Source organism: Cupriavidus sp. 30B13 (genome assembly GCF_049059565.2).
Lineage (GTDB): Bacteria > Pseudomonadota > Gammaproteobacteria > Burkholderiales > Burkholderiaceae > Cupriavidus.
The window spans coordinates 3,068,945-3,084,939 of sequence record NZ_CP188223.1 but is presented as its reverse complement, the minus strand read 5'-3'; the positions used below and the strand labels follow the sequence as shown (position 1 = coordinate 3,084,939).

Below are 15,995 nucleotides of genomic sequence, written 5' to 3'. Positions count from 1 at the left end.
CTTCAGTCCAGCGATTTGTCGTAGATATAGCGGCGCGACCAGGGCAGGCTCTGCGCCGGCAGGCCGGCCTTGTGGCAGACCACCTGGTAGATCGACATCTGGTCGGTGTCGAAGGCATGCGCGCAGCCCGCCAGGTAGACGCGCCAGATGCGGTATTTCTTCTCGCCCACCATGGCGCGGATGGTATCACCCTGGGCTTCGAAGTTGTCCGCCCAGTGGCGCAGCGTGCGGTTGTAGTGGCCGCGCATCAGCTCCACGTCGGTGGCCTCGAGGCCGCCGCGCTGGAGCGTGTTGAGCACCATGCCGATGTGCGGCAGCTCGCCCTGCGGGAACACGTAGCGGTCCATGAACTCGGAGCCGTCCATCGGCGTGGCGCCGCTCTCCGGGTCGGGCGAGGTGATGCCGTGGTTCATGGCGAAGCCGTCGTCGGCCAGCAGCTCGCGCATGCGCTTGAAGTAGCCGGGCAGGTTGTCCTTGCCCACGTGCTCGAACATGCCGACGCTGGTGATGCGGTCGAACGTGCCGGCGGTGTCGCGGTAGTCCTGCAGGCGGATCTCGATGCGGTCCGACAACCCCGCCTGCCTGACCCGCTCGGTGGCCAGGTCGAACTGGTTCTGCGACAGCGTGATGCCCACGCAGCGCGCGCCGAACTTCTGCGCCGCGCGCAGCACCAGCGCGCCCCAGCCGCAGCCGATGTCGAGCAGGGTCTGCCCGGGCTGCAGCCGGATCTTGGTCAGGATGTGGTCGATCTTCTTGCGCTGCGCGGTGGCGAGATCTTCGTTGCCGTGCTCGAAGTACGCGCAGGAATAGACCATCGCCGGGTCGAGCCAGAGCGCGTAGAACTCGTTGGAAACGTCGTAGTGATACTGGATCGAGGCTTTGTCGTCGGCCTTGGTGTGGGCGAAGTGCTGCGCCACCCGGGCCAGCGCGCCGCCGGCCTGCGCGCTGGCGGCGGCGGAGAAGCGGTAGGCCACGGAAATGATGTCGCTGAGCTTGCCGTCCAGGTCGATCTTCTCCTGCACGTAGGCTTCGCCGAGATTGTCCAGGCTCGGCGTGAGCAGCAGCGGCAGGGCGCCCGCCTCGCGCACCGTCAGCGTGACGGCCGGCTGTTCAAAACGGCCGAGTGGGTACTCGTTGCCGTTCCATAAGCGCAACTTCACCGGCAGGTTGGCCCGCTCGCGCAGATCGGCGATCCAGTGATCCAGTTGCTTGTCCAATGCTTGCTTGAAAAACATGCGGCCTCCCAAATTGGCGGTTGCGGCACACTCCTCGAACCTCAGCAGCGGGCAGGCTGGAGCCTGCTCCTTGCGGCGGCTTCCTCGCGGAAGCGCTCATGACTCACTTTACGACAATTCCCAATTTTGTGCTCTGGGCGGCCCCGGTGCGCGGGAGCCTCCGAGGGTCACGGCGACAGGCGCACGATCTGCCATGCGCCGTCTGCATGCAGCCGGTAGGCGATGCGGTCATGCAGGCGCGAAGGCCGGCCCTGCCAGAACTCGATGCGCGCCGGCACCAGGCGATAGCCGCCCCAGTGGGCCGGCCGCGGCGGGTTATCGCCGAACCTGGCGCGGAAGTCCGCTTCGCGCTGCTCGAGCACCGCGCGGTCCGCGACCTCGCGGCTCTGCTCCGAGGCCCACGCGCCCAGGCGGGAGCCGAGCGGACGCGACGCGTAATAGGTATCGCTCTCGGCCTCGCTCACTTTTTCCACGGTGCCTTCCACGCGCACCTGGCGCTCCAGCTGCACCCAGTGGAACAGCAGCGCCGCGCGCGGATTGGACGCCATGTCCAGCCCTTTGCGGCTTTCGTAGTTGGTGAAGAAGGTGAAGCCCCTGGCATCCATGCCCTTGAGCAGCACGATGCGCGCGGACGGCTGGCCGTCGGCGTCGACGGTAGCCAGCGTCATCGCGTTGGGTTCGGGCAGCTTGGCGTTGATGGCTTCGTCGAACCAGCGCTGGAACTGGCTGATGGGATCGGGCGCCACGTCGGACTCGGAGAGCGAGCCCAGCACATAAGTGCGGCGGAGGTCGGCAAGTTGGGTCATGTCGGATCAGGTATCAAGTCTGCGGGCCGCGCGCCGGGCAAGCCTGCCCGGCACCGGCGGCGCGCCTGATTTGAGTATAGCGAAAGCGCACCAGGGCGCATTTGCGCACGCGCAAGCCTGCCGCTGCCATGCCGCCGCCATCGTCACGCCGGGGGTGGCGGCAGCTTGCGCGCATGCCCGCGCGAGTAGTAGCCGGCCACGCCCATCGCGCCCGCCATCGACAGGAAGATCGGCAGCATGCCAAGCGCGGTGCCGACCACGCCGAAGGTCAGCGGCCATACCACCTGGCTGGTGTTGAGCACGGCCGAGCGCAGGCCCAGCGCTTCGCCGGCGCGCCCGCTCGGCGAGGCCGCGTGCAGGATGTTCATCACATTGGGCTGCGCGCTGCCGAGCGCCAGCCCCAGCAGGAACGCCAGGCAGCACATCAGCCAGAATTGCGAGACGAACGGATAGAGCAGGTAAGCCACCGCGCCGACCAGCAGCGCGCCGCGGATCACCTTCCACTCCGACAGCCGGCGCGATACCAGCGGCATCGCCACGCGGATGGCGAAGGTGGCGATGGCGAACGCGCCCAGCACCCAGCCGATCGCCGACGGCGACAGGCCGACGCGCGTGCCCTGGATCGGGATGAGGAAGGCATGCAGGTCCCATGCGGCCGACAGCACCGCGCTGGCGATGAACACCGCGCGCAGTTCGGGATGCGCCAGCAGGCCCAGCGTGGAATTGCGGCTGCCGTCGACGATGGCATTGCGCGCGGCACGGGCACCGCGCGCGGGCAGGCGGTGGCGCACCAGTTGCAGGCCCGCCAGCCCCGCGCCGGCCACCGCGACCAGCGTGAAGAAGGCCGGGCGGAAGCCCGCGTGCTCGATCATGTAGCCCATCACCACCGGCCCCAGCGTGCCGGAGAAGGACAGCCCGAGCGCATGCAGCGTGTAGTTGCGCAGCCGCGTGCCGTCGCTGGAAATCTGGCCGATCAGCAATTGCATGGCGACCTGGACCAGCATGAAGCCCACGCCGATCAGCGCGCACGAAAGATAGAGCGCCGCGATGCCCGGCCACAGCGCCGGCAGCAGCGTGCCGGTCAGCACCATCAGCGAGCCCGCCGTCAGCGGCTTGCGCGGGCCGATCTCGTCGATGCGCTTGCCGGCATGGATGGCCAGCAGCATCGGCAGCAGCGCATAGAGCGACATCAGGATGCCGAGCGTGACGGTGGAAGCCTTGAGGGACAGCGCGAACAGCGACACCACCACGCGGCTGGCATTGAAGGCTACGTGGTTGCACACCGTGAGCGCGATCAGGCAGCTGATCGGCGGAACGGTGGCGTGTAGCGGCGTCATGCGCGGGCGGGGGCCTGGGAGAATCCGGAGGAAAAACAAGTGCGGCCGAAACCGCACCCTGGGAAGGACGCCGCGATCGCTCGCGGAGGTCCGCAATGCGCCATCTATTGAAGACTTCGTTGTAAATGGCCGTTTAATTATGCAAGCGGCGTGTGCGATAGACAACGATTGCCACCGATTCTCTGCACCAGACTGGCGAAAGTGTTGCGAAATTGCGTCGGCGGCCGGCCGGGTGTCGCGCCCAGGCAACGCCCGCGCCGCGACCGGCAGGCCGCGGCGTTCAGCCGCCCTCGTGCAGCGAGGCGGAGGGCGACGGCCGCACCGGCGCGGCGGGACGTGCCGGCGCGGCCTTGGCGCTGGCCGGCGCCGCGGGCGCGCCGTCGGGCGAGGGCGCGGGCCCGGCGGCCTGGCCGGTGGCGCCGCCCTGCGGGTCGCGGTAGGCCGTGCCCGGCGGCGGCGCCACGGGGCGCTTGCGCATCTGCGCCAGCAGCTTGCCGCACTGGGAGTCTTCGCTGCCGGTGGACAGGTCGATCAGCGGCAGCACCGCGGCGCCGACCGGCGCCACCAGCGCCAGCGCCACCGCGCCGCCCGCGCGCAAGGCCAGCACGCCGATGTCGGGGCTGACCGTCGGCTTCTTCAGCGTGCCGCCCACGTAGAGCGGCGAGCGCAGCGAGAAGATGCGCAGGCCCTTCGAATCCGGCCGGATGGTCAGCGCGAGCCGCTCGCTGGCCAGGTCGACGGCGCCGCTGGTGTCGATCACGGCGTCCTGCGTATCGAGCACGAAGGTGCGCGCGCGGGCCAGGCCATTGGTGAAGCTGACGTCGCTGACGCCGCAATTGATCTGCACCGGCTTGTCGCCGAACAGCTTGGAGATCACCACGCTGCCCACGTTCAGCCCCATCGCTTCCAGGATGAACTTGCTCACCGTGCCGTTTTCCACCAGCACCTTGGCTTCGCCGTTGGCACTGCCGAGCAGGGCCGCCACCGAGTTGCCGGTGGCGCTGAGCTTCGCGCTGCCGTTGAGCTCGCCGATGCTGGCGCGCATCGATTCGAGCTTCGGGAACAGTTGCCTGAGCTTGAGGTGGCGCGCCTTCATGTCGATCATGGCGCCCATCGGCGCGCGCTTGCCGTTGAGCTGCAGCGTCGACACCAGGTTGCCGCCGGCGATGCCGAAGTCGAGCGGGTCCAGCGTCAGCACGCCGTCGTCGAGCTTGAGGTGGGTGACGAGGTCGGTGATCGGCAGGTCGGCGGTGCGCACGATGCGCTTGCCGGTGAACTTCACGTCGGCGTCGATGCTGTCCCAGCGCTCGGTGCGGAACGGCGCCACCGGCAGCGCCTTGTCGGCGGGCTGGCGCACCGCGCTGTCCGAGGCCGCGCTGCCGGGCTTGGCGTCGGCGCCGATCAGCGGCGCCAGGTCTTCGAAGCGCAGCTGGCTGGATTCCAGCTCGCCCGACAGCAGCGGGCGCGGCTGGCGCTGGGCGTAGCTGAGCGTGCCGCTCAGGTCGCTGCCGCCCACGCGCCCGCTGAACTTGTCGTAGCGGTACACCGAGGCGCCCTTGCGCAAGGTGGCGACCAGCCGCCCGCGCGTCTCGTAGGGCGGCGTGCTGGGCAGCACGATGCCGGTGAGCGCATACAGCTTGGCCATGTTGTCGCCGGACAGTTGCAGGTTGACGTCGAGCGCGCCGAGGTGGGCCGGGTTGGTGAGCGTGCCTTCCACCACCGCGCGCGTGTTGCCCACGCGCGCGTCGGCCTGCACCGGGAACGGCACGTTGGCGTCACGCAGGCTCAGCACCGTGCCGGCCTTGCCGCTGGCGCTGATGGTGGCGTCGTTGTAGCGGCCGGTGGCCTTCCAGCGCAGGCCATAGCGCTGGCTGGCGGTGCCGGCGGCCGTTCCCGCCGCGGCGCTGGCGCCCGCCGTGCCCGAAGCCGCGCCGGTGAGCGTGCCGTCGCGGGCCTTGTCATAGAGGGGGCTGTCGCCGATGGTGTCGAGGCGCGCCTGCATCTCGATCTTCAGGACCTGGTCCGACAGGCTCAGGTCGCCCTGCGCGAGCGCCACTTCGCCGATGTCGAGCCGCCACTCGGACGGCTTCTTGCCGGCCGGCGTGGCGAAGGTCCAGTTGTTGCGCTGGTCGGCCAGGCGCTCCAGCCACACCGCCGGGCTGTCGACCACGATGGTGGGGATCGAGATCTGGTGCGACAGCAGCGGCAGCGGGCGCAGCACGAAGATCAGTTCGCGCACGGTGGCGAAGTTCGGCTCGCGCGCCCACGCCGGGTTGCCGATGGTGATGTCGGCGGCGGACAGCCGCGGCCACGGCACCCAGGTGTGCCAGCCGGTCTCGCCCTGCGCGCTGCGCCAGGTCAGCGTCAGGTCGCCGTTGACGGCGAAGGGCCGGCCGATGGCTTCGGTCACGCGCTGGTTGAGCCACGGCTTGAGGCGGTTCCAGTCGAAGGTCAGGATGACCACGACCAGCACCGCCACCAGCACCAGCGGCGTCAGTACACTCCAGAGAACAGCCTTGCGGCGCACGGGCATGGGTCGGTGTCCTGGTGGGGCGGGCCGCCGCCGCACGCTTGCCGTGGCACGGGGCGAGGCGGCGGTCGAACCACTACTGTTAGGTATTGTATAGTTGCGCGCCGCGTTCTCCTGTCGGCGCTTGGCTGACAGGGTGACGCGGGCGGCGCTTTTCCGGCCCCCCGCCCGCGCTCGCCCCCGGCGGCCTTCCCTTCGCAAGCCTTGATCCGACCTATGAGCAACCTCGTCCCGGAAACCTCCCCGGCCTCCTCCGCCTCCCCGGAACTGGCGCAACTGCCGCCGGCGCTGACGCACGAGAGCCCGGCCGACGACGATTACCACCGCCGCTTCGGCGGCGTGGCGCGGCTGTACGGCGCGGCCGGCCTGGCGCGGCTGGAAGCGGCGAGCGTGTGCGTGGTCGGCATCGGCGGCGTGGGCAGCTGGGCGGCCGAGGCGCTCGCGCGCAACGCGGTGGGCCGCGTCACGCTGATCGACCTCGACCATATCGCGCTGTCCAACACCAACCGCCAGATCCACGCGCTCGGCGACGACTACGGACGCGCCAAGGTCCAGGCCATGGCCGCGCGCATGGTGCAGATCAACCCGCGCTGCCGCGTGACCGAGGTCGACGACTTCGTCACCGAGGACAACGTCGCCGAGCTGCTGGGCGGGCACGACTACATCATCGACGCGATCGATTCGGTCAAGGTCAAGGTCGCCATGCTGGGCTGGGCGCGCCGCACCGGGCGGCGCATCATCACCTGCGGCGGCGCCGGCGGCCAGCTCGATCCCACCCGCGTGCGCGTGGTCGATTTCTCCCGCACCGTGCAGGACCCGCTGCTGGCCAAGGTGCGCTCCCGCCTGCGCCAGGACTGGGGCTGGCCGCGCAATCCCAAGCGCAAGTTCGGCGTCGACGCGGTCTTCTCCGACGAGCCCCTGCGCTATCCGGAACCCGAACAGCAGGCCTGCGAGCTCGACGAGGCGCCGGCCGACGCGCCCGCGCTCGCGCCCGCCGGCCCGCAGGGCCTGGCCTGCGCCGGCTTCGGCTCGTCGGTGGCGGTGACCGCGGTGTTCGGCATGGTGGCGGCCGCCAGAGTGCTGGGCGCGCTGACCGCGCCGGAGTGAGCGGCCGGAGCGGCCAGGGCGGCCGGACCTGGCGCGGCCCGCCGCGCTAGGCGGCCAGTCTCGCCAGCAAGGCCGACAAGTCGGTTTCGTCCGGCGCGGAATTGTCGAAATAGCTCAGCTCGGGATGCTGCTCCGGCGCCGGCATGAAGCGGCGCGTGCGGTAGTCCTCCCAGTGGGCCAGCTTGTAGGCATCGTTGGGGTTGCCGCGCCGGATGATGCGGGCATGCGCCTCGTCCTCCGGCAGGTGCACCCACAAGGCGCGCACCGTGGTGCCCGCCGGCACGCGCAGCCACGCCGGATCGTGCAGCCGGTGGTCGCGCACCTCGCGCGACAGCGGGCCGATCACGATCACGCTGATGCCCAGCGCCAGGTTCTCGCGCGCGGTATCGAGCAGGCCGTGGTACTCGGCGTCGCGCAGGTGCTTCAGGTAGGTGGGGCTGTCGCGGTCGTTCGGGTCGCCGGTCAGCGCGCCCATCGCGGCGGCGCTGTAGCCGCCGTACAAGGTGTCCTTGTCGAGCAGGCAGAACGGCTCGCCGGTGGCCTGCATGAGCGGGCCGATCAGGCGGTGGGCCAGGGTGGTCTTGCCGGTGCCGGCATGGCCGCAGAAGAAGAGCAGTCGGGGCATGGGACGGCGGGCGCGGCCCGCGGCGATGGAAATCCAGCCGCCAGCATAACCCGCGCGAGGGTTTGTCCTGGATCAGACCGCGTCGCGCCGGATTCGGTATCCTCTCGGCTGGCGCCGGACGTGTGCCGCGGGCAACGTCCGGCCAGCCCGCCCATTTCTTCGTTTCCTCGCTTCCCAGACATGACCGACCGCACCACGGATGTCCCTGCGCCGAGCCGCGTCACCCTTGCTCCCGAGCTGCTGCTCGGCGAGCCGGTGACCGACGCCACCCATGAAGAATTCGTGCAATTGCTGGATGCCGCCGCGCGCGCCGGCGACGCCGGCTTCCTGGCGGCGCTGGACGAGTGGATCGACCACACGCGCCACCATTTCGGCCAGGAAGAAGCATGGATGGAAGCGATGGCCTTCGGCCCGCAGCACTGTCACCGCGGCGAGCACCAGCAGGTGCTGGCGGTGGCCGACGCGGTGCGCGCCAAGGTGGCCGCGGGCGACCTGGCGCTGGGCCGGCGGCTGGTGTCGGAACTGTCCGGCTGGTTCGACCAGCACGTGAAGTCGATGGACGCGATGATGGTCAGCCACATGCGCGAGAACGGCTTCACCCTGATCGAGGCGCCCGCCGGGCAGGCCGCCTGAGCCGGTTCGGCAGCGCCGCGCTTCAGGCGCCTTCGGCCGCGGCGCGGTCGAGCACCACGAAGTGCTTGCGCACCGTTTCCAGCACCTCGAACAGCCCGGTGAAGCCGGCCGGGATCACGCAGGCGTCGCCCGGGCCGAATTCGCGGGCGTTGCCCGCCTCGTCGCTGATGCGGATGCGTCCGCTGATGACGTGGAAGAACTCTTCCTTGCCGGCCGGGAAGGCAATGCGCCACGCGCCTGGTTCGCAGGCCCACACCCCGCAGTCGAAATCGCCCTGGCCGGCGCTGTAGTGCGTCCAGGTAGTGCGGTCGGGATTGCCCGCCACGAGCCGGTCCGGGCGCGGACGGTCGTGGCTGGGGGTCGGGTCGGCGCGGAAATCGGCCAGGCGGGGCAGGGAAGAAGCGGTCACGGCTCGGGCGGGCAGGAACGTCGGGCCCGCCAGTTTAATTCAGCGCCGAGGCCAGTTGCCGGCGCCAGCGCGAAACCACCTCGGGCCGGTCGCTCATCAGCGCGAACACCGACAGCATGGTGGTGCGCCCGATGTCCTCCTCGAAGCCACGGTCGGCCCGCACGATGGCCAGCAACTGCTCCAGCGCGGGCTCGTACTGCCGGTGCGCGATCAGCGCGCGGGCCAGGTCCAGGCGCGCGCGCAGGTCGCCGGGCGCCGCCGCCACGCGCGCCGTCAGGGTGGCCGTGTCGGGCAGGCCGGCAAGGCCGCGCATGGCTTCGAGGCGGGTGCGCAGCGCCGCGAACCCGTCTTCCTGCGGCGCGCCCGGCGACAGCATGCCGAACTCGGTCTCGGCCTGGTCCAGCGCATCGGCGTCGAGCAGGAAGCCGATGTACTCCAGCCGCGCCGCGTCGAAGCCAGGATCGAAGGCCAGCGCCGCCTGGAACGCCGCCCGCGCGGCCTCGCGGTCGCCGGCGGCGAGCGCGTCGCGCGCCGCCCGCAGCGCGGTCTGGCCCGGGTTGGGCATCACGCGCGCGAGGAACGCGCGCAGGCCCGACTCCGGCAGCACGCCGGTGAACTGGTCCACCGCCTGGCCGTCGGCGAAGGCCACCACGTGCGGAATGCTGCGCACGCCGAAATGCGCGGCCAGGTCCTGGTTCTCGTCCACGTTGACCTTGGCCAGCCGCCACTTGCCGCCGGCCTCCGCTTCCAGTTTCTCCAGCATCGGGCCCAGCGTCTTGCACGGGCCGCACCAGGGCGCCCAGAAATCCACCAGCACCGGGATATGACGCGATGTCTCGATCACGTCCGCCTCGAAATTCTGCAGGGTTACGTCGCTCATGACTTGTCTCGCTAGAAGGGAAGCCCCGCGCATGCCGGGGCCGTACGAGGCCTAGTTGGGGGCGGATGGCGCCGATTACAACGGGCGCGCGGATAAAGCAGAGCGGCCCCGGAAGGTGGACAAGGGTAAGCGATGGATTGAAAATAGAACGGTCGTTCAGTTATATTGCCTGACTCGTATCGAAGATCAGGTCGGACAGACCGCACAGGAGACGTTCCATGCAGACCCACCAGCCCGCGCGCCCGCATTTCCAGTTCTGGCCCAAGCGCATCCCTACCGAGATCGTGCTGCCGGAAACCTCGCTCTGGTACAACCTGGTGGTCTCCGCGCACCGCTACGCCGACAAGGCCGCCATCCGCTACTTCGGCAACGCCATCACGTTTCGCCAGCTCGAGGCGCAGGCCAGCGCCGTGGCCGGCTGGCTGCAGCAGGCGGCGGGCGTGAAGAAGGGCGACCGCGTGCTGCTCTACATGCAGAACTGCCCGCAGTTCATCATCGGCTACTACGCCATCCTGCGCGCCGATGCGGTGGTGGTGCCGGTCAACCCGATGAACCGCAGCGAGGAATTCAAGCACTACATCAGCGACGCGCAGGCCCGCGTGGCGATCTGCAGCGCCGACCTCGCCGCCGGCGCGGAACAGGCCAACGCCGAGCTGCCGGAGGCGCAGCGCCTGCAGCACATGCTGGTCACGCAATACGGCGACGCGCTGCCGTCCAGCTACGACAACCCCGAGGACGCGCCCGCCGCCTGGCTCACCGCCCGGCATCCGCTGCCGGCCGGCGCCACGCCGTGGTCGCAGGCGCTGGCCGCGCAGCTGGTGCCGTCGCCGCATACCGCCGGCCCCGACGACATGGCGGTGATGCCGTACACCTCGGGCACCACCGGCTTTCCCAAGGGCTGCATCCATACGCACCGCTCGGTCATGCACAACGTGGTCGGCGGCAGTACCTGGAGCGGCAGCGGCGCCGAGTCGACCATCCTCTCGGTGCTGCCGCTGTTCCACGTCACCGGCATGCAGTACGGCATGAACGGCCCGATCTACACCGGCGCCACCGTGGTGATGCTGCCGCGCTGGGACCGCGAGGTGGCGGGCCGCCTGATCTCGCGCTACAAGGTCTCGCACTGGACCAATATCCCGACCATGGTGATCGACTTCCTCGGCAGCCCGAACCTGGCCCAGTTCGACCTGTCGAGCCTGCGCTACATCGGCGGCGGCGGCGCGGCCATGCCGCAGGCGGTGGCCGAGCGCCTGCAGCAGCAGTTCGGCCTGAGCTACCTGGAGGGCTATGGCCTGTCGGAAACGATGGCGCCGACCCACGGCAACCCCAGCGACCGCCCCAAGCTGCAATGCCTGGGCGTGCCCACCTTCAATACCGACGCGCGCGTGATCGACCCGGTCACGCTGGCCGAGCTGCCGCCCGGCGAAGTGGGCGAGATCATCGTGAGCGGCCCGCAGGTGTTCAAGGGCTACTGGGGCAAGCCCGAGGCCACGCGCGACGCCTTCATCGAGTTCGACGGCAAGACCTTCTTCCGCACCGGCGACCTGGGCCGCATGGACGAGGACGGCTATTACTTCCTCACCGACCGCCTCAAGCGCATGATCAATGCCTCGGGCTTCAAGGTGTGGCCGGCCGAGGTGGAGAACCTGCTGTACAAGCACCCGGCCGTGCAGGAAGCCTGCATCATCGGCACGCGCGACGCCTACCGCGGCGAGACCGTGAAGGCGGTGGTGGTGCTCAAGACCGACGCGCGCGGCAAGACCACGCCCGAGGACATCATCGAGTGGGCCAAGGAGAACATGGCGGCCTACAAGTACCCGCGCGTGGTGGAGTTCGTCGACGCGCTGCCCAAGTCGGGCACCGGCAAGGTGATGTGGCGCCAGCTGCAGGAAGGCGAGAACGCGCGCAGCGCCGCGGCGAAGCCGGCCGCCTGACGCCGCCCTCCGGCGCGCGCGCGGGCAAGGCTCAGTGCCCGCGCGCGCGCATCAGCATCTTCACCATGGTCTTGTAGCTGCGCTCGCGCGCGTGCCGCGTCGGGCTGGTGCCGTCGCGGTCGGCCAGGTTGGCGTCCGCGCCGGCGTCCAGCAGCAGTTGCACCGTGTCCTCGTAGCGCGCGCTGCCGTCGCCCATGACGATGGTTTCCAGCAGCGCGGTCCAGCCCTGCTTGTTGACGTGGTCGACCGGCACGCCCGCCTTCAGCAGCACTTTCACCACTTCCGTGTTGCCATGCTGGCTGGCCAGGATCAGCGCCGTGCTGTCGTTGCTGTCGGTGCTGGCGAGGTCGGCCCCGTGCGCCAGCGAAAGCTGCACCACTTCGAGCTGCCCGGTGGCGGCGGCCAGCAGGAAGGGGCTGTTGGCGTCGATGTCCTTGCGGTTCACATTGGCGCCGGCCCCCACCAGGGTCTTGGCGACCTCGGTGTGGCGGCTGTCCACCGCCACCAGCAGCGCGCTGCGGCCGCGCTCGTCGGTGGCCTGCGCGGAGGCGCCGGCCGCGAGCAGGCGCTTGACCAGCTCGAGGTCGCCCAGCATGGCCGCGCCGATCAGGTTGCGGTCCAGCGCGCCCACGCCCTCGCGCGGTGTGGAAACCGAGGTGCTGCCCGGGGCCTGGGAGCGCGACGCGGCGTGCGGCTGGCTGCTCCCGGCCGGGCGCGCGGCCAGGCTGGATCCGCCCGGGCTGGCCAGCAGCGCGCCGCCCATCAGCAGCCCGGTCAGCCCCAGCACTTCGGCAAGCACCAGTCGGCGGGGGCGGGCGGCGGGGCGCGGCATCGGGATGGTTCCTGGGTAGGTCCGGATCAGGCGGCTTCGCCGGCGGCAGGCCCGCCGGCCGCGTCGGTGTCCTGCAGCTGGCGCCACAGCCGGCCCAGATAAGGATCGTCGACGCCGTTGGTGGCCAGGCCCAGCAAGGTCTGCTGCAGGTATTCGCGCGCCGGGCCGTACAGGCCGGTGGCGTGGCGCAGGCAAGCCACCACGCGCTCGTCGGGCAGGCGCCCGGCGTAGGCTTCGTGGCCGCGGTTCATGACGAAGGCCAGCGCCGGCTGCGGCGCGCTGCCGGCCAGCTTCACGTTGAGCCAGCGCGGATGGTAGGCGCCGGTCAGCATTTCGCGGCGCCACAGCAGGCGGAATTCCGGCTCGATCATGTCATGGGGAATGCGGAACACCATGCCGTGGCAGGAACCGCCGCGGTCCAGCCCCAGCACCAGGCCGGGGTGGTCCCAGGTGCCGCGGTTGATGCGCGAATAGAGGTAGAAGCCGCGGTGGTAGCCGTGCACGGTCGCCAGCTGGCGGGCGGTGTGCACCACCATCGGGTTCCAGATCAGCGAGCCATAGCCGAACACCCACACATCGCCGGCCAGCTCGGGCGTATCGGGCCGCTGGTCCAGCGTGGCGCGCAGGGAGCCTTCGAAAGCTTCGTCCGGGAGTAGCGAGGAAGCCACCGGCGTGCTGCAAAGAGAAGCACGAAGCCGATCCGTTTCGAGATCTTGTCGGGTGATGGCCATGCCTGCAAGCATAATCCAAAGCTGCGTTTCAGGCGGCACCGAAACCACATGGCAAGCAGAAATCTCTGAATCGTTTATCCGGCTGTGTGCGGCAGACAACGGTGGGCGGCATGGCGGGGGGCATGACGGACACAAGGAAAATCGCGCGGAGTTGACCGCGCGAGGTGGCGGCGGCACCGGACAAGTCCTTACAATACCGCATCAACCCAGGAGAACAGGCTATGGCGCGCACGCTCACGGTGGCCTTCGGCACCGGCAAGGAATTCGGCTTCACCATCGGCGACGCCGAGCTGGCCGCCGTCACCGAGGAAGCCGGCTGGCGCTGGTTCGACCGCGAGTACGCCGAACTCGACTGCCAGGCCTCCAGCCCGGTGGGCAAGGTGCTGGTGATCGACAAGATCCTCAATGTGGCCAAGTTCTCCGGCGAACAGCGCTTTACCGACGACACCGCCTGGGCCCAGGACTACGCGCGCCATGCCGCGCGCCTGCTCGACCGCGACAAGGTACGGGTCGACGTGGGCAACGCCGCCATCAGCTTCTGACGCCGGCCGGCGCCGGGACGCAAAAAGGGACGCCCGCGGGCGTCCCTTTTTGCCTTTTTGCCTTGTGCTGCCGTGCCGGGCATCGCCCGGGCCGGCGCTCAGACCGCCAGCAGTTCCACTTCGAACAGCAGCGTGGCGTTCGGCGGGATCACGCCGCCGGCGCCGCGCGCGCCGTAGCCCAGCTCGGCCGGGATCACCAGGCGGCGCGTGCCGCCGACCTTCATGCCTTGCACGCCTTCGTCCCAGCCGCGGATGACGTGGCCGGCACCCAGCGGGAACACGAAGGGGTCGTTGCGGTCCTTGCTCGAGTCGAACTTGCGGCCAGCCTGGCCGTTGTCGTAGAGCCAGCCGGTGTAGTGCACCGTGACGTGCTTGCCCGCGGTGGCTTCGGCGCCTTCGCCGGTGACGGTATCTTCGTACTGCAGGCCGGAGGGAGTGGTGTTCATGATTGGCTTCCTTGTGTTCTGTCAGGAGGGTCTCGGTACCGGAGCTGCCCGCGCGGGGCGGGCGGCCTCGGACAAACGGGGTACTGCCGCACCCGCGCGGCGCGCCGGGCTCAGCCCGCGGCGCGCTGCAGGATATCGAGGGTGATGCGCACGTTGTGGTCGTCGTCGCTGACCCAGATCTCGCCGTCCTGGATCGTCACCGACAGCCGCATGGCGCGCTGGGCCAGCGCCGCGAGCGCGTCCACCGCCTCGGCCGGCACATTGTAGATGGTCACGTTGCGCAGCTTGCCGGCCTTGCCCGCCATGCCCTTCCACCATTCGCGCGCGCTTGCGCCATTGTAGGTGAACACGGTCACGCGGCGCGCGCGCGCGGCGGCGCGCTTGAGGCGGGACTCGTCGGGCTGGCCCAGCTCGATCCAGTGCGCGATCTCGTCGGTCAGGGTCTTTTCCCACAGGTCCGGCTCGTCGGGCTCGTCCAGGCCGCGGGTGAAGGTGAGCGCTTCGCTGGCTTCGCAGGCAAAGGCCAGCAGGCGCACCATCATGCGCGCGTCGTTCTCCGACGGGTGCTTGGCGATGGTCAGCGCGTGGCTGCCGTAGTAGGGCCGGTCCATGTCGGACACCGAAAGCTCGGCCTTGTAGATGGTGGATTTGAGAGCCATGGGAAGACGCTGCGGTATGCGGCTGAAAACGCAGCCGCGTGATGCGAACAGAGGCGAAAGGCCGCATGATACGTGAATCCGGCGGCGTACCCCCGGGGCAGCGGCCGGGCCGCTCAGGACGGGCCCACCGCGCGCAGGGCGATGCGGGTCAGCGTGGCGGCGAATCCGGGCTGCGTCCGCCATGCTTCGCTCAACTGGTGGCCGGTGCCGGGCAGGTCCACCACCTCCACGCGCGCGGCCCGGCCGGCGCGCGCGGCCAGCGTCCGCGCCACGCCGGGCGGGATCACCGTGTCGTCGGCGCCGCGCACCAGCGTCAGGCGGCCGCGGAAGCGCGCGATCTGCTCGAAGGCGTGCGAGGCCTGCCAGCTCCCCGGCGTGCGCAGCACGGCCGTGAAGGCCGGGCCGAAGGGCAGTTCGAACGCGTCGGGATGATAGGCCGCGCCGACCAGCGTCAGCAGGCGCTCGATGCGGTTGTCCGCGTCGGCGGCCAGCCGCACCGCGATCTCGCCGCTCATGCTGATGCCGATCACGGCGCGCGGCGCGCCGCGGTCCAGGTGCGCCAGCGCGGCGCGCGCCTCGCGCAGGCGCTTGGCCAGCGAGCCGGGCGTGCGCGCCGGGCTGTCGCCGTGGCCGGAAAAATCGATGGCGATGCTGCCCACGCCATGCGCGGCCAGCGCCTGGCGCAGCGGCAGCCAGCGCGCGCGGTGGCCATTGCCCGCGCCGTGCAGCAGCAGGCAGCCCACGCCTTCGCCGTGGCCGGCTTCGATGCGGTCGGCCGCCAGCGTCTCGGGGCCGGCTTCGATGTCGAAGCGTTGCGGCGCGCTCAACGCGTCTTGCGGTATTCGCTCAGGTAGAAGCGCAGCAGCGCCGCGGCCAGCGTCAGGCCGAGGAAGGCCGCCGCGACCACCATGGCGTGGCCGGCCGGGCTGTCGAGCTGGCCGGACATGGCCAGTCCGGCCAGCCAGCTCGTCGCCGCCAGCGCCAGCAGCGGCACCAGCAGCGCGCGGCGGCCGTAGGTGCGCAGCGCCCACGCCGGGAAGCGGCGCACGAAGGCCGCGGGAATGCTGCAGGCCAGGCAGGCGCCCGCCGCGGCCAGCGCGGCGGCCACCACGTCGCCGGCGTGAATCATCGTCATCTTGTTGTCGTCCCCGTGTCAGGCAAGGGCCGGAACGCCCGGGATGCGGGGCCGGCCAAAAATGCAAACCGCTGATTTTACAGAAGAAATCGTGGGCACAGGTGTCCTGTGGCCGACATCCGAGGGCTGCCGGGGCGGCGGAAACGGCGGCCGC

General features: G+C 70.2%; 17 protein-coding genes. 4 read left to right on the top strand and 13 right to left on the bottom strand.

The annotated features are described in order from the left end of the window. Positions 1 to 2: 2 nt before the first annotated feature. The 4 genes from ACKI2N_RS14190 to ACKI2N_RS14175 form a co-directional block, all read right to left on the bottom strand. A complete protein-coding gene (locus ACKI2N_RS14190) occupies positions 3 to 1,235 on the bottom strand; it encodes a class I SAM-dependent methyltransferase (protein ID WP_420993291.1) in 1,233 nt (410 codons plus the stop codon). Positions 1,236 to 1,402: 167 nt separating this feature from the next. Continuing rightward, entirely contained in the window at positions 1,403 to 2,041 is a 639-nt protein-coding gene (gene pdxH / locus ACKI2N_RS14185) for a pyridoxamine 5'-phosphate oxidase (RefSeq protein WP_420993290.1), read from the bottom strand. Between the two features lie 143 nt (positions 2,042 to 2,184). Continuing rightward, the gene (locus ACKI2N_RS14180; RefSeq protein ID WP_420993289.1) at positions 2,185 to 3,378 is read right to left on the bottom strand and encodes an MFS transporter; all 1,194 of its coding nucleotides are present in this window, start codon (positions 3,376 to 3,378) and stop codon (positions 2,185 to 2,187) included. Positions 3,379 to 3,658: 280 nt separating this feature from the next. Further along, complete coding sequence (locus tag ACKI2N_RS14175) at positions 3,659 to 5,911, bottom strand: AsmA family protein (RefSeq protein WP_420993288.1); 2,253 nt, start codon at positions 5,909 to 5,911, stop codon at positions 3,659 to 3,661. Between the two features lie 213 nt (positions 5,912 to 6,124). On the opposite strand from ACKI2N_RS14175, the gene tcdA reads away from it, so the two are divergent. Beyond that, positions 6,125 to 7,015, top strand: a complete 891-nt coding sequence (tcdA, locus tag ACKI2N_RS14170) for a tRNA cyclic N6-threonylcarbamoyladenosine(37) synthase TcdA (protein WP_420993287.1) — start codon at positions 6,125 to 6,127, stop codon at positions 7,013 to 7,015. A 46-nt stretch (positions 7,016 to 7,061) separates the two neighbouring features. Here tcdA and ACKI2N_RS14165 read toward each other — a convergent pair whose 3' ends face one another. Continuing rightward, positions 7,062 to 7,640 (bottom strand): AAA family ATPase, encoded by a 579-nt coding sequence (locus ACKI2N_RS14165; RefSeq protein ID WP_420993286.1) that lies wholly within the window; start codon positions 7,638 to 7,640, stop codon positions 7,062 to 7,064. Between the two features lie 180 nt (positions 7,641 to 7,820). On the opposite strand from ACKI2N_RS14165, the gene ACKI2N_RS14160 reads away from it, so the two are divergent. Then, the gene (locus ACKI2N_RS14160) at positions 7,821 to 8,273 is read left to right on the top strand and encodes a bacteriohemerythrin (RefSeq protein WP_420993285.1); all 453 of its coding nucleotides are present in this window, start codon (positions 7,821 to 7,823) and stop codon (positions 8,271 to 8,273) included. Positions 8,274 to 8,295: 22 nt separating this feature from the next. Here the strand turns inward: ACKI2N_RS14160 and ACKI2N_RS14155 are convergent, their stop codons facing one another. Both ACKI2N_RS14155 and trxA read right to left on the bottom strand, forming a co-directional pair. Beyond that, complete coding sequence (locus ACKI2N_RS14155) at positions 8,296 to 8,682, bottom strand: cupin domain-containing protein (protein WP_420993284.1); 387 nt, start codon at positions 8,680 to 8,682, stop codon at positions 8,296 to 8,298. 34 nt (positions 8,683 to 8,716) lie between these two features. Next, complete coding sequence (trxA, locus tag ACKI2N_RS14150; RefSeq protein WP_420993283.1) at positions 8,717 to 9,562, bottom strand: thioredoxin; 846 nt, start codon at positions 9,560 to 9,562, stop codon at positions 8,717 to 8,719. A 218-nt stretch (positions 9,563 to 9,780) separates the two neighbouring features. Between trxA and ACKI2N_RS14145 the strand changes: the two genes are divergently transcribed. Continuing rightward, positions 9,781 to 11,496 (top strand): long-chain fatty acid--CoA ligase, encoded by a 1,716-nt coding sequence (locus ACKI2N_RS14145; RefSeq protein ID WP_420993282.1) that lies wholly within the window; start codon positions 9,781 to 9,783, stop codon positions 11,494 to 11,496. Between the two features lie 31 nt (positions 11,497 to 11,527). On the opposite strand, the gene ACKI2N_RS14140 is transcribed toward ACKI2N_RS14145, so the two are convergent. Both ACKI2N_RS14140 and ACKI2N_RS14135 read right to left on the bottom strand, forming a co-directional pair. Beyond that, positions 11,528 to 12,328: an ankyrin repeat domain-containing protein gene (locus ACKI2N_RS14140; protein ID WP_420993281.1), complete on the bottom strand. Its 801-nt coding sequence runs from the start codon at positions 12,326 to 12,328 to the stop codon at positions 11,528 to 11,530. 26 nt (positions 12,329 to 12,354) lie between these two features. Next, positions 12,355 to 13,059 (bottom strand): gamma-glutamylcyclotransferase, encoded by a 705-nt coding sequence (locus ACKI2N_RS14135; protein ID WP_420993280.1) that lies wholly within the window; start codon positions 13,057 to 13,059, stop codon positions 12,355 to 12,357. A gap of 221 nt (positions 13,060 to 13,280) precedes the next feature. Here ACKI2N_RS14135 and ACKI2N_RS14130 point away from each other — a divergent pair, with 221 nt between their 5' ends. Beyond that, positions 13,281 to 13,601 (top strand): hypothetical protein, encoded by a 321-nt coding sequence (locus tag ACKI2N_RS14130; protein ID WP_420993279.1) that lies wholly within the window; start codon positions 13,281 to 13,283, stop codon positions 13,599 to 13,601. Positions 13,602 to 13,699: 98 nt separating this feature from the next. Here ACKI2N_RS14130 and ACKI2N_RS14125 read toward each other — a convergent pair whose 3' ends face one another. The 4 genes from ACKI2N_RS14125 to ACKI2N_RS14110 form a co-directional block, all read right to left on the bottom strand. Next, a complete protein-coding gene (locus ACKI2N_RS14125) occupies positions 13,700 to 14,047 on the bottom strand; it encodes an FKBP-type peptidyl-prolyl cis-trans isomerase (protein WP_020204589.1) in 348 nt (115 codons plus the stop codon). 110 nt (positions 14,048 to 14,157) lie between these two features. Next, positions 14,158 to 14,706: a YaeQ family protein gene (locus ACKI2N_RS14120; protein WP_420993278.1), complete on the bottom strand. Its 549-nt coding sequence runs from the start codon at positions 14,704 to 14,706 to the stop codon at positions 14,158 to 14,160. A gap of 113 nt (positions 14,707 to 14,819) precedes the next feature. Then, positions 14,820 to 15,533, bottom strand: a complete 714-nt coding sequence (locus ACKI2N_RS14115) for an alpha/beta hydrolase (RefSeq protein WP_420993277.1) — start codon at positions 15,531 to 15,533, stop codon at positions 14,820 to 14,822. Next, positions 15,530 to 15,841, bottom strand: a complete 312-nt coding sequence (locus ACKI2N_RS14110) for a hypothetical protein (protein WP_420993276.1) — start codon at positions 15,839 to 15,841, stop codon at positions 15,530 to 15,532. The genes ACKI2N_RS14115 and ACKI2N_RS14110 overlap by 4 nt, the downstream gene beginning before the upstream one ends. Positions 15,842 to 15,995 lie beyond the last annotated feature (154 nt).

What these genes read in the sequence shown, in the direction of transcription:
- ACKI2N_RS14140 (WP_420993281.1), bottom strand. Translation starts at nt 12,328, where the DNA reads ATGCCGCGCCCCGCCGCCCGCCCCCGCCGACTGGTGCTTGCCGAAGTG.
- ACKI2N_RS14130 (WP_420993279.1), top strand. Translation starts at nt 13,281, where the DNA reads ATGGCGCGCACGCTCACGGTGGCCTTCGGCACCGGCAAGGAATTCGGC.
- tcdA (WP_420993287.1), top strand. Translation starts at nt 6,125, where the DNA reads ATGAGCAACCTCGTCCCGGAAACCTCCCCGGCCTCCTCCGCCTCCCCG.
- ACKI2N_RS14190 (WP_420993291.1), bottom strand. Translation starts at nt 1,235, where the DNA reads ATGTTTTTCAAGCAAGCATTGGACAAGCAACTGGATCACTGGATCGCC.
- ACKI2N_RS14125 (WP_020204589.1), bottom strand. Translation starts at nt 14,047, where the DNA reads ATGAACACCACTCCCTCCGGCCTGCAGTACGAAGATACCGTCACCGGC.
- trxA (WP_420993283.1), bottom strand. Translation starts at nt 9,562, where the DNA reads ATGAGCGACGTAACCCTGCAGAATTTCGAGGCGGACGTGATCGAGACA.
- pdxH (WP_420993290.1), bottom strand. Translation starts at nt 2,041, where the DNA reads ATGACCCAACTTGCCGACCTCCGCCGCACTTATGTGCTGGGCTCGCTC.
- ACKI2N_RS14145 (WP_420993282.1), top strand. Translation starts at nt 9,781, where the DNA reads ATGCAGACCCACCAGCCCGCGCGCCCGCATTTCCAGTTCTGGCCCAAG.
- ACKI2N_RS14110 (WP_420993276.1), bottom strand. Translation starts at nt 15,841, where the DNA reads ATGACGATGATTCACGCCGGCGACGTGGTGGCCGCCGCGCTGGCCGCG.
- ACKI2N_RS14120 (WP_420993278.1), bottom strand. Translation starts at nt 14,706, where the DNA reads ATGGCTCTCAAATCCACCATCTACAAGGCCGAGCTTTCGGTGTCCGAC.
- ACKI2N_RS14180 (WP_420993289.1), bottom strand. Translation starts at nt 3,378, where the DNA reads ATGACGCCGCTACACGCCACCGTTCCGCCGATCAGCTGCCTGATCGCG.
- ACKI2N_RS14160 (WP_420993285.1), top strand. Translation starts at nt 7,821, where the DNA reads ATGACCGACCGCACCACGGATGTCCCTGCGCCGAGCCGCGTCACCCTT.
- ACKI2N_RS14135 (WP_420993280.1), bottom strand. Translation starts at nt 13,059, where the DNA reads ATGGCCATCACCCGACAAGATCTCGAAACGGATCGGCTTCGTGCTTCT.
- ACKI2N_RS14165 (WP_420993286.1), bottom strand. Translation starts at nt 7,640, where the DNA reads ATGCCCCGACTGCTCTTCTTCTGCGGCCATGCCGGCACCGGCAAGACC.
- ACKI2N_RS14175 (WP_420993288.1), bottom strand. Translation starts at nt 5,911, where the DNA reads ATGCCCGTGCGCCGCAAGGCTGTTCTCTGGAGTGTACTGACGCCGCTG.